Source organism: Streptomyces atratus (assembly GCF_900119365.1).
In the GTDB taxonomy this organism is placed as follows: domain Bacteria; phylum Actinomycetota; class Actinomycetes; order Streptomycetales; family Streptomycetaceae; genus Streptomyces; species Streptomyces atratus_B.
On the sequence record NZ_FPJO01000062.1, the window covers coordinates 1 to 11,030 of the forward strand.

At 67.1% G+C, this 11,030-nt stretch carries 12 protein-coding genes and 1 pseudogene; 8 read left to right on the plus strand and 5 right to left on the minus strand.

What is annotated here, in order from left to right; translation table 11 throughout:
- From BT364_RS40780 to BT364_RS38050, 3 genes are all read right to left on the minus strand, one after another.
- A partial coding sequence (locus BT364_RS40780) for a transposase (RefSeq protein ID WP_143166624.1) occupies nt 1-312 on the minus strand: 312 nt, incomplete at its 3' end.
- A gap of 222 nt (nt 313-534) precedes the next feature.
- The gene (locus tag BT364_RS38045) at nt 535-1,182 is read right to left on the minus strand and encodes a LysE family translocator (protein ID WP_072489703.1); all 648 of its coding nucleotides are present in this window, start codon (nt 1,180-1,182) and stop codon (nt 535-537) included.
- A gap of 9 nt (nt 1,183-1,191) precedes the next feature.
- Nucleotides 1,192-1,797, minus strand: a complete 606-nt coding sequence (locus tag BT364_RS38050; RefSeq protein ID WP_072489704.1) for a DinB family protein — start codon at nt 1,795-1,797, stop codon at nt 1,192-1,194.
- Nucleotides 1,798-1,997: 200 nt separating this feature from the next.
- Between BT364_RS38050 and BT364_RS38055 the strand changes: the two genes are divergently transcribed.
- The 8 genes from BT364_RS38055 to BT364_RS38090 all read left to right on the plus strand — a co-directional run bounded on the left by BT364_RS38055 (nt 1,998) and on the right by BT364_RS38090 (nt 10,166).
- Nucleotides 1,998-3,335, plus strand: coding sequence for an aminotransferase-like domain-containing protein (locus BT364_RS38055; protein WP_072489705.1), 1,338 nt, complete (start codon nt 1,998-2,000; stop codon nt 3,333-3,335).
- A 497-nt stretch (nt 3,336-3,832) separates the two neighbouring features.
- The gene (locus BT364_RS38060; protein ID WP_072489706.1) at nt 3,833-4,756 is read left to right on the plus strand and encodes an NADP-dependent oxidoreductase; all 924 of its coding nucleotides are present in this window, start codon (nt 3,833-3,835) and stop codon (nt 4,754-4,756) included.
- 33 nt (nt 4,757-4,789) lie between these two features.
- Entirely contained in the window at nt 4,790-5,728 is a 939-nt protein-coding gene (locus BT364_RS38065) for an AraC family transcriptional regulator (protein ID WP_072489707.1), read from the plus strand.
- Between the two features lie 705 nt (nt 5,729-6,433).
- Nucleotides 6,434-7,051, plus strand: a complete 618-nt coding sequence (locus BT364_RS38070; RefSeq protein ID WP_079179858.1) for a TetR/AcrR family transcriptional regulator — start codon at nt 6,434-6,436, stop codon at nt 7,049-7,051.
- 69 nt (nt 7,052-7,120) lie between these two features.
- Complete coding sequence (locus BT364_RS38075) at nt 7,121-7,915, plus strand: SDR family NAD(P)-dependent oxidoreductase (protein WP_072489709.1); 795 nt, start codon at nt 7,121-7,123, stop codon at nt 7,913-7,915.
- 84 nt (nt 7,916-7,999) lie between these two features.
- On the plus strand, nt 8,000-8,197 hold the full coding sequence (locus BT364_RS38080) for an IS3 family transposase (protein WP_072489710.1): 198 nt from the start codon (nt 8,000-8,002) through the stop codon (nt 8,195-8,197).
- A gap of 364 nt (nt 8,198-8,561) precedes the next feature.
- Nucleotides 8,562-8,876 carry an integrase core domain-containing protein gene (locus BT364_RS44510; protein ID WP_371268705.1) on the plus strand — a complete coding sequence of 105 codons (315 nt, stop codon included), beginning with the start codon at nt 8,562-8,564 and terminating at the stop codon, nt 8,874-8,876.
- A gap of 69 nt (nt 8,877-8,945) precedes the next feature.
- Nucleotides 8,946-10,166 carry an IS110 family RNA-guided transposase gene (locus tag BT364_RS38090; RefSeq protein ID WP_072489712.1) on the plus strand — a complete coding sequence of 407 codons (1,221 nt, stop codon included), beginning with the start codon at nt 8,946-8,948 and terminating at the stop codon, nt 10,164-10,166.
- A 177-nt stretch (nt 10,167-10,343) separates the two neighbouring features.
- On the opposite strand, the gene BT364_RS42445 is transcribed toward BT364_RS38090, so the two are convergent.
- Nucleotides 10,344-10,766 carry a transposase gene (locus BT364_RS42445; RefSeq protein WP_218172487.1) on the minus strand — a complete coding sequence of 141 codons (423 nt, stop codon included), beginning with the start codon at nt 10,764-10,766 and terminating at the stop codon, nt 10,344-10,346.
- 1 nt (nt 10,767) lies between these two features.
- A pseudogene (locus tag BT364_RS42450) lies at nt 10,768-11,030 on the minus strand (IS630 family transposase); the annotation flags it as partial.

An 11,030-nucleotide genomic window follows, 5' to 3' on the forward strand; every position in this document is an offset into this window, starting at 1 on the left:
CTTGCGCAGGATGTCCCGTTCGGTGGCCAGTTTTTGGTTCTCCTTGCGCACGGTCTTCAGCTCCGCGCGCAGGGCCGCTATCTCGGCCTCCAGCTCCTCTTGCGTGGCCTCGCTCACCGGGATGTCCTTCGTGTTCGTGCTCGTCGTGCCGCTCTCACCGCGGCGGGCCCACTCGGCCCGCACCCAGTTGCGCAGCGTCTCCCGGCTGATCCCCAGGTCCTTGCCGATGCCCTCGAAGGTGTGGCTCGGATCCGACAGGTACAGAGCGACCGCGTCCGCCTTGAACTCGGGCGAGTAGACCTTCATCACCATAAAAGATGCCTCCTACCCGGCCCCTACCGGGGCCGGGCTCAGAGGTGTCCACCACTCGGGGACAGGCCCCCCCGAGTCGCCTGACCCCACAACCTCACCCAAGCCACACCACGAACCGGACATCAAACCGCGAAACACCCCTCTCAGGAGCACGTGGAATTCCTGTCCCTGGGGCAGTAGAGCCCAGGTCGGCCACCGGACCGCGTCCCATGTGCCGTGCCGTCAGCCGGACTTGGCCGGACCTGAGGTGTCGAGGGCCAGCGATATGGCGAGCGCGCCGAGCGCCGTGCCCATCGCGTAGCGCTGCGCCTTGAGCCAGGAGGGGCGGCGCGAGAGGAAGACGGCGATGGTTCCGGCTGCCAGGACGATGGTGAGGTTGACCGCGACGCTGACCACGATCTGGATCGAGCCGAGCACGATGCCCTGAAGGAGGACGTGGCTTTTCTCCAGGTCGATGAACTGCGGGATGAGCGAGAGGTACATGACGGCGATCTTCGGGTTGAGCAGGTTCGTCATCAGTCCCATCATGAATAGCTTGCGCGGCGAGTCGTGCGGGACGTCCTGCGGGGTGAAGACGGAGACGCCGCCCGGCTTCAGCGCGTTCCAGGCGAGGTAGGCGAGGTATGCCGCGCCGGCCAGCTTCACGGCGAAGTACAGCTCGGGCACGGCGATGAAGACGACCGACAGGCCGAGGTTTGCGGCCAGTAGATACACCATGAAGCCCAGGGCCACACCGCCGAGCGAGATGATCCCGGCGCGCCTGCCCTGGGTGATGCTGCGTGAGACGAGATAGACCATGTTCGGGCCCGGGGTGAGCACCATCCCGAGGGCCACCACCATCACGCCGAGGACCCCGCTCAGTTCAACCATGAGAACCCCTCATTCGCTGTTATGTCTCGCCGCCGTCTCCGGACGCGCCCTGTCGGAGCGGTCACCGCGCTGTACCTCGGCGAGGTCGTGAACGATGTCGTGGAGGAGATGGCGGGTGAAGAAATCGACGGTGAGTCGCGAGTCGGCCAGGCCCGTGCCGTCGCGGTCCCAGTCGTCGGCGGTGAGCGTGGCCAGGCGGCGGGCCAGGGCCTCGGCGGCCCACCCCAGTTCCTCCGCCACTTGTCGCGGTTCCTCGTCGCGGTAGCGCCGGACGATGTCCGGGCGTTCTGCGGCCGGCCCGACATCCGGCGCGGTGCGGTGGTGCGGTGCAATCGGTGTGGTTCCGAAAATTGCGTCGAGCCTCTTGTGGAACAGGAGGCACATGTCACGGACGTGGCAGCCGTGTTCCAGCGGTGACCAGTGAGGCACGCCCGCGCGCCGGCCGTCGAGTCCCGGATCCGTCAGGACCTGCTGCCACTCCGCCGCGTACTTCCGCAGCAGGTCGGCGACCGTACCGTGCCTTACCAGGCAGGAGGTGAATCCGCACCGGTCACAGTCGGGCAGCAGCAGGGGAGCCCGGCCGAGCGGAGACCGAGACCATGCGGTCGTGTTCACTGCTGACAGGACTCCTTTCCGGCGGTCGCGCGCCCTCTCGTGGCGCATCCAACAAGGGTTCCCCCAGCCCGGTGCACGGGCCAGGTTCGAAGCAATGCCGCGAGCATATTGCCTGCAAATCCTCGATACAATATGCATTATTGTACTCGGTGCAATTGTGTGGTTGGATGGCGGCGGCACGAGGACGAGAGGAGAGCGTCGTGAAGGACTATCAGAGCGTCGCCGACACGGTGGCCCAGGAGATCAGGGCTGGCATCCTCCGGCCGGGCGACCGGCTTCCCCCGCAGCGCAAGTTCGCCCAGCAGCACGGCATCGCCAACTCCACCGCCACCCGCGTCTACCAGGAACTCGCCCGGCGGGGCCTCACTCTGGGCGAAGTGGGCCGCGGCACCTTCGTCCGCGCGGTCCCCTGTGCATCCGCGCCCGCGCTCACCGAACCCGCAGGCAGCCGGATCGACCTGGAGCTCAACTATCCGGTGGTGTCCGAGCAGGCCGCGCTTCTGGCCAACGGGCTCGGCGCGCTGATGCGTCCCGATGTCCTCGGGTACGCGCTGCGGCCCGTCGGCGCGGCCGGCGTTCCGGCCGTCCGCGAGTCCGCCGCCGATCTGCTCGCGCGTGGCGGCTGGCGCCCCGACCCGGCGCAGGTGCTCTTCGCGGGGAACGGGAGGCAGGCCATCTCGGCCGTCGTCACCGCCCTGGTACCACCGGGCGCTCGGCTCGGCGTCGAGGAACTGACCTACCCCGTGATCAAGGCCATCGCCACGCGGCTCGGCATCACCCTCGTGCCCCTGGCCATGGATGCAGCAGGGCTGATCCCGGAGGCCGTCGAGGAAGCCCACCGCAGCGGCCCGCTGCACGCCGTCTACGTACAGCCGACTCTGCACAACCCGCTGTCGGTTACGATGCCCCGGGAACGGGTGGAGCATCTGTCCGATGTCCTGTTGCGGTCCGGGATCCCCGCGATCGAGGACGCCATCTGGGCCTTCCTCCACGACGAAGTGCCGCCGCTCGCCTCTCTGGCCCCCGAGCAGACCGTCCTCGTCGACAGCCTGTCCAAGCGCATCGCCCCTGGCCTGACCCTCGGATTCGTGGTGGCGCCCGGCTTCCTGGTGGGCGAGATCGCCACGTCGCTGCGCTCGGGGGGTTGGACCCCCATGCGCTTCGCACTGGAGGCGGCCTACCACTGGCAGCAGGACGGCACCGTGAAGGCGCTCGTACAGGCCAAGCAGCGGGAAGCCGCCGTACGACAGGAGATCGCGGCCCGGCACCTCGGCGGCTTCGCTGTACGGAGCGACCCGCGCTCGTACCACTGCTGGTGGCAACTGCCCCGCCCGTGGCGCGCGGACACCTTCGTCGCCGCCGCCGCCCGGCACGGCATCGGAGTGGTGCCGGCCGCCGCGTTCACCGTCGGCAACAACCACGCCCCCAACGCGATCCGGCTGGGGCTTGCCTCCCCGCAGACCGACGTTCTCTCCCAGGCGCTGGCCACACTGGCCGAACTCGCTCGGTCCGCCCCGGACGACCTCGTCACCGACTGACGCCTGCCCGCGCGCCAGCGACCGTCCGGCGAAGACCGAGGCGGAGCCCACGGCCACAGACACGGGATCGGCGTCGAGATCGTCGAGCGGAACCCGCAGGACAAGAGCTTTATCGCGACTCCGAGGAGGCCGGGCGGCCCTCGTAGTCGCGGAAACTCAATCTGCTGGGATGAAACCGTCCTGTACGTGTGGTTCTGCGGGCGCTGGTACCCGACGCTGAGGTTCCCGGCCTTACAGCTGCCCCAGAGTTCCGGCTGTGCGGACTGGCAAGGCCGACGCGCCGCTCGGGCCCTGCTGGCGGACGCCACAACCTGATCATTTACTTCATGATCGTCAAGGGTGTCATCGACGTCTGAGGCATTTATGGCCGAGAGTACGCACCGACAAGACGCTGGGACATGTAGCCGAGACGGAAGGCTATTCTCCGGCTCATTCGATCTTCCTAGGGTTGAGGACATCAAGCCGGACATCAACCGGTCGAACCAGGGAGAGTTACCGTGCGCGCAGTGTTCCAGAAGTCTTTCGGCGGCCCCGAGGTCCTTGAGGTCGCGGAGACCGAGCGGCCGAAGCCACTGCCCGGCGAGGTTCTTGTCAAGGTCCACGCCAGTGCGGTCAACCCTGTGGACGTGTTCGTCAGGTCCGGCGCCTTCCCACTGCTCGGTGAGCCGCCGTTCGGCGTGGGCTGGGACATTTCCGGGGTGGTCGAAGAGGCCGGCCCCGGCGCCAGGTTCGAGGTGGGTGACGAGGTATATGGGATGCCGTTCTTCCCCCGCGCCGCCACCGGGTACGCCGAGTACGTCGCCGCACCGTCCCGCCAGGTGGCTCGCAAGCCCGCCTCTCTCGACCATGTGCACGCCGCCGCCATCCCCCTCGCGGCGCTCACGGCCTGGCAAGGCCTGGTACAGGCGGCAGGCGTCAAGGCGGGCGACCGGGTACTGATCCACCGGGCAGCCGGTGGTGTCGGCCACTTCGCGGTGCAGATCGCGAAGGCACACGGCGCCCATGTGATCGCCATGGCCAGTCCGGCCCGGCACGATTTCGTCCGCGGCCTCGGCGCCAACGAGGTCATCGACTACCGGACCACCGACTTCACCGAGGCCGTCAAGGACGCCGACGTGGTTTTCGACTCCACGGCCCAGGGCGATCTCTCGCTCGGTGTGCTGCGCCCCGGCGGCGTACTCATCAGCATCGTGGAACACGCCGACCCGGAGCTCGCCGTACGCGTCGAGGCGGCCGGGCGGCGCTTCGCCGGCATCTCGGTCGAGCCGGACTACGCCGCGCTCGAAGCGATCGCCGACCTGGTCGACGCGGGCCTGATCCGCCCGCACGTCGAGGAGACTTTCCCGCTGGAGGAGGCCGGTAAAGCACACGAGCTGGTCGCCTCGGGACACGTACGGGGCAAGATTGTCCTGACGGTCTGACCGCGACGGGCCGAACCAGGGAGAGCAAGGCGGATGGATATCCTCACCGAGGCGCTGGCCTCGATGCGCACCGGGCACCCGGCATCCGTACGGACCAACGGCCGCGCCCCCTGGGGCGTGCGACTGCCGCCAGTCGCAGGCGCCGGGTTCCATGTGGTGCTGTACGGGACCTGCTGGCTGGTCCCCCTCAATGACACACCACCGCATCTGAAGCCGATCCCGTTGAGCCCCGGTGATGTGATCTTCCTGCGCAGCGGGCGGGGCCATATCCTCGCCGATCATCCCTCCACCCCGGCCGTGGCGGCCACGGCGGAGCAGTTCCAACGGGGTTCACCGATCGGCTCGCTCACGCTCGGTGGCAAGGGCCCCGAGACCAGTCTCCTGTGCGGCGACTACCAGCTGGACCAAAGCCGCCCGCACCCGCTGGTGCGCCACCTGCCCGAGGTGATCCATCTGCCGACGCGGCACGGCCGCCATCCGGAGTTGAGCGCCGCCGTCCAACTACTCGGCTCCGAGCTGGAAAACCCGCGCATCGGCTCGGACGGCATCGTGCCCAGCCTGATCGACTCGCTGCTCCTCTACATCCTGCGGGCCTGGCTGGACGATCAGCCCCCGACCGCCGCCCAGGGGTGGGCTGCAGCCCTGGGCGACTCGGCGGTGGCGCCTGCCCTGTCGGCCATTCACGACGACCCGTCGGTCCAGTGGACGGTCGAATCGCTGGCCGAGCGGGCAGGGCTGTCCCGCGCCGCCTTCGCCCGACGGTTCGCCTCGCTGGTGGGCGAACCGCCGATGGCCTATCTGACCCGCTGGCGCATGACGACCGCCGCCCGTCTGCTGCGCGAGTCCAATGCCTCACTGACGACGGTCGCCGCCCGCACCGGATACGGCTCGGAGTTCTCCTTCGCCAGAGCATTCAAGCGGGAGTACGGCCTGGCCCCGGGCGGCTACCGGCGCCAGACCAGGGCTGCCTAGTGTCCTGCGCCAGTAGTTGAGCGTTGGTTGTCGTGTGACTTCTGCTACCAGACGGGTTGTTCCACTGATCGTGCGACCGCAGGGTCTGCGCACTGTTCCGCCGGAGTCGGCCCTGGTGGACTGCACCACCAGCCGCCGCGCACCGACCTGGCGCGCCGGATCTTGACCAGAGGGGGCAGTTTCCCCCGACGCGTAGGCCTGGGATCCGCACCTGCTCCGGCACTCAGGCCGCTACGAGCAGGATGTTGAAGGCGGCCTTGTCCTCGATCCGCGCGGGGGTTGCCGTCGATCGCCGGTGGCACGGGCAGCAGTTCGGCAGCCTCGCTGGCCACAACACTGATCCAGCTGTGCCGCTTTTCGGCCCCTCGGACACGGTCCTGGACGGCCAGGACCGCGTGGGGACCGGCGTGTTCCCACCGGGATAGCAGCCGATCGCTCGCGCCGGCCGCGTCAGGGTGCGCAGCCGGAGCTCGGCGTACAGGGAGCGCATGGACGAGCGAACCGCTCGGCTGAGACCAGCGGGCGGCCCGCCAGGGCCTCGTCGAGGGCGGTCCGGGTCGCCTCCACGATTCCCGGATCGGGCACCGACATCCGGCCGATCAAGCCACGCACTCCAGTTCGCCGCTCGCCTCGGCCGGGGTCCTCCGGGCAATGCGGTTCTTGATCAATTTGAAAAACCGACTCGAAGGTATTTAGTATCGGGGCATGGGAAGGCCAGTGGACCAACTGACACCGAAGGGCGCTGCGACGCGCCGGGAGATTCTGCGCGCCGCCGCCCGTGTCTTCGATGCCAAGGGGTACGCCCTGGCCCGGATGGACGACGTGGTGAGCGAGACAGGTCTCACCAAGGGCGCCGTGTACTTCCACTTCAAGAGCAAGGCCGCCCTGGCCCATGCGGTCGTCGACGACCAGAAGCAAGGGATGCTTGCGCATGTGCGCAGGCAGCTCGAGGGGCTCGGAGGGCCGGCCGCGCAGGTACGGGGACTCGTCCCCGTCCTCGTGGACCTCGTCATCGCCGAACCCGCGGGATGGTCCGTCGTGCGGCTCGATCGTGAGCTCACCACCGAGTCGCCGCAGGAACACGCCCAAGTGTCCGTACTCGCGGAGTGGGTCGGCCTGGTCGAAGAACTCCTCCTCGCCGGCGCCCGCGCGGGCGACCTGCACTTCTCGGCCGACGCCCACGCACTGGCGACCGTATTCGTGGGCGCGTTCGACGGACTGAAGGGCGTCCTCGAGGCCACGGGGCGCGCCAATCCCGAAGAGCTGCGCCGTGCGGCGGGCGTTCTCGCCGAAGTCATTGAGGCGACCATCGAAGCTCACTGAACGCGGGCAGGCCACGCCCGGCCTTTTCGTCAACAAGAAAAAAACCTTCAAGTAGGTATGGATACAGATATGAACTACTCGGACACTCTCACCTCCCAACTGGCCGTCGTCACCGGCGCTTCGTCAGGGATCGGCGCCGAGTTCGCCCGCCAGTTGGCCGCCCGCGGTGTGGACCTGGTCCTCGTCGCCCGTTCGAAGGACAAGCTGGAGGAACTCGCCTCGACCCTGCGGACCAAACACGGCGTGACCGTCAGACCCATCGCCCTCGACCTCTCCCAGCCCGACTCCTCCGAGACCCTCGCGCGCACGCTCGACGAGCAGGACGTCGCCGTGGACATCCTCATCAACAACGCCGGCTTCGCTTCCCACGGCGACCTCGCCGAGGCCGACCCCGGCCACATGGCCTCCCAGGTGCAGCTCAACGTCGGCACGCTCGTCGGCAACACCACCCGGCTCCTGCCCGGCATGATCGAGCGCGGGCGCGGCACCGTCATCAACGTCGCCAGCACGGCCGGATTCCAGGCGGTACCGCACATGGCGGTCTACTCCGCGACGAAGGCATTCGTCCTGTCCTTCACGCGCTCCCTCTGGGGCGAGACCCGCGGCACCGGTGTGACCGTCCTCGGGATCTGCCCGGGCGCCACCGACACCCCGTTCTTCGACGTGGCCGGTGACAACGCGTCGGTCGGCAGCCGGCGCACACCGCAGCAGGTCGTCACCACAGCACTCGCGGCGCTCGGCGGACGCAAGGCGACCGTCGTCGACGGCGCCGGCAACGCCCTGGTGTCACGCGTCGTCAGCCGCCTGGTACCCGAGCGCCCCCTGATCCGCATCGCCGAACGCAGCGTACGCCCGAGCGCGTAAAGGGCCCGCCGGCGAGCCGTGAACGCACCCCACCTCACCGCGCGCGTCCGCACCCGCCGTCGGCGGCCCAAGTCTGCCCGGTGCATGCGCGGTGAACGGACCATTGGGCACATACATTGCATCCATGCGGCCTCGGGCAAGACCTACGGAGCCCGGCGGACCCACCCCCAGTTGCGGCGCAAGGACCTTGCCGCGGCCCGGCGCGCCATCGAGCGACTGATGCGCGAGGACGGCCTGGAAGGCGTGGTCCCGCGGACAGCGGCGCCGCACCACCATTCCTGAGCCGTCCGACCCCAGACCGCCGGGCCCGGTCCACCGACGTTTCACCGCCCACCGTCGCAATCAGCTGTGGGTCGCCGACCTCACCTATATCCGCACGTGGTCGGGCTGGGACTACATCGCCTTCGTCCCGGACGTGCACTCACGGATGATCGTCGGGCGGCAGCTCGCCACCACATGCGCACCGATCTACCCCTGGACGCCCTGGAGATGGCGTTCTGGCGGCGTGGAATCAAGAAGGGCTTGGGTCTGATTCATCACAGCGACCGCGGCCCACACCCCGGACTCAATCCGCTACGGCGATCGGTTGCCGAAGGCTGGCGCGACCGCGTCCGTCGACTCCATCACGGACAGCTATGAAAGCAATTTGACGAACTATAGGAGCGTCAATGCCACGGCCGAGGCCCCCAACGGCTCGTTCAAGGCTGAGCTGATCGAGCACCAAGGACCCTGGCGGGGAGCTGACCAGGTAGAACGTGCCGTCGTCCCGTGGGTCGGCTGGTACGACACCGAGCGCCTGCACTCAGCCCTCGACTACTTCCCGCCCGAGGAGTTCGAGGCCCCGTTACTACCGATCCCAGGCGACCACGAACGTTGCCTGAAACCCACAAACCAACCGCTACGAAACTCGGAACAGCTCATTCCGGGTCGCTCCGACTTGCTTATTGAGAGACGCGGTTGAGCCGCTCTGTACGGACTCGGCGAGTGAGCGCCCCACCGGCCATCGGGCAGTCGGACAGGAGGGGGACGCATGGAGAAGTTGGACGAAGTCTGGGTCGGCGTCGATGCGGGCAAGGGGCACCACTGGGCCTGCGCAGTAGACATCGCTGGCAATACGTTGCTGTCGAAGAAGATCATCAACGGCGAGAGCGAGATTCTGACCGGCCTGAGCGAGATTCTTTCGCTGCCGCCGAAAGTGAACTGGGTCATTGACATCTCCAGCAGCCCTTCCTCCTTGCTCATTGCCCTGCTCGTGACACATGGCCAACAACCGCGCTATATCACGGGCACGTTGGTGAAGCAGATGTCTCGCGCCCTGGGGAGCGAGAACAAGACTGACGCGAACGACGCCCACGTCATCGCAAGGACTTCTATTTTTGCCGCGGACAGGCTGTCCGCCATCAAGGTCCCAGTCCAGGTCATTTCCGACCTCTCGCTCCTCACGTCGCACCGAACCGACCTCGTGCGGGACAGAACGAGGGCGTACAACAGGATGCGGGACACCCTGACGGGTGTCTTTCCTGCTCTGGAACGCACATTCAACTTCTCCGCCCACAAGGGCGCGGTGGTCCTGCTGACCGGCTTCCAGACGCCGTCTGGGATTCGACGGATGGGTCGGTCGCGGTTGGCGGCCTGGCTCGCGAAGCGAGGTGTGCGACTCGCGCACGGTGTAGCGGAATCGGCAATCGAGGCAGCAGAGGCCCAGCACACATCTCTGCCCGGGGAAGACGCAGCCGCCGAGATCGTCGAAGACCTGGCCGCCAGCATCCTCAACCTCTCCGAGCGGATCGCCAAGGTAGAAAAGCGGATGGATAAGATCCTGGCTGAGCATCCGCATTCTCACATTCTCCTCTCGATGCCAGGCATGGGGAAAATCCTGGCTGCTGAACTCCTCGTGGCGGCTGGTGACTTCTCCGCCTACGCCACAGAGGGCAAGTTCGCGTCGGCGGCTGGGATGGTCCCAGTGTCGAGGGATTCCGGAACACGAACAGGGGTTCATCTCCGCCCGAAGCGATACAGCCGACCTCTGCAAAGAGCACTTTTTCTTTCCGCGCAAGCCAGCTGCCTCCACCACGTGCGAGATCGCGAGTACTACCTCCGGAAAAGAGCTCAGGGGATGCGGAACTCAGCGGCCATAATTTGCGTGGCCCGCCGCCAGATCAGGATGCTCTGGACCCTCCTGGAGGAGGACAGGACGTATCAACTGGAACCTCCCACGGCCGTCTCAGCGTCCCCTGCACCACCCTCGTAACGGGCTGCTTTCCTCATTGAGAGTCGCTACTTCCCCGAGCATGGCGCTGCTGCGGGTATCCGCTGTCCTGTGACAGCGAATCTGGACTGTTTGCCACCGAACTTGGATCGCCGGTAGCTGATCAGGTCTGTGCTTACGGAGAACTCAGCCGACTAGTGTCTCGTGATCCTGATCGTGTCAGTTTGAGTTGTTATTGACGAGTTTCTTCGCGTTGGTCTGGACGAGGCGGACCTTCGTGAGGTTCTCCTCGGAGTTCGCGGTCCAGGTGAACGGCTTCGCGTCCTCGTTCCAGGAGTTGATGTAGTCGCGGATCTGCTTGACCAGGACGTTGACGCTGGAGAACGTGCCCCGGCGAATGGACTGCCGAGTCAGGATCCCGAACCGGATTTCGATCTGGTTCAACCACGAGGAGCCGACGGGAGTGAAATGGAAGCGGATGTGCGGGTTCTTCTCCAGCCATGCCTTCACTTCCGGCGTGGTGTGCGTGGACAGGTTGTCCAGGACCACGTGGATCTCCTTGCCGGTGTGCGGCCTGGTCGCCTTCTTCAGGAAGGCGAGGAAGTTTGCGCCGTTCCGGCTCGGCTTGCACTCGCCGGTCACCTCACCGGTATGGACATTTGAGGGCGGCGAACAGATTGGTGGTGCCGTGCCGCACGTAGTCGTGGGTGCGCTTCTCGCCCGCGCCGAAGGCGACCGGCAGCACCGGCTGGGTCCGGTCCAGCGCCTGTATCTGCGTCTTCTCGTCGATGGACAGCACCACCGCGCCGCCGGGCGGGGCCAGGTAGAGGCCGACGACATCGGCGACCTTGTCCGCGAACGCGGGATCCTTCGAAATCTTGGAGGTGCCGTTCCGGTGCGGCTTGA

Coding starts and splice junctions, on each gene's coding strand:
- BT364_RS38070 (WP_079179858.1), top strand. CDS start 6,434: ATGGGAAGGCCAGTGGACCAACTGACACCGAAGGGCGCTGCGACGCGC.
- BT364_RS38090 (WP_072489712.1), top strand. CDS start 8,946: ATGGAGAAGTTGGACGAAGTCTGGGTCGGCGTCGATGCGGGCAAGGGG.
- BT364_RS38075 (WP_072489709.1), top strand. CDS start 7,121: ATGAACTACTCGGACACTCTCACCTCCCAACTGGCCGTCGTCACCGGC.
- BT364_RS38080 (WP_072489710.1), top strand. CDS start 8,000: ATGCGCGGTGAACGGACCATTGGGCACATACATTGCATCCATGCGGCC.
- BT364_RS38065 (WP_072489707.1), top strand. CDS start 4,790: ATGGATATCCTCACCGAGGCGCTGGCCTCGATGCGCACCGGGCACCCG.
- BT364_RS38045 (WP_072489703.1), bottom strand. CDS start 1,182: ATGGTTGAACTGAGCGGGGTCCTCGGCGTGATGGTGGTGGCCCTCGGG.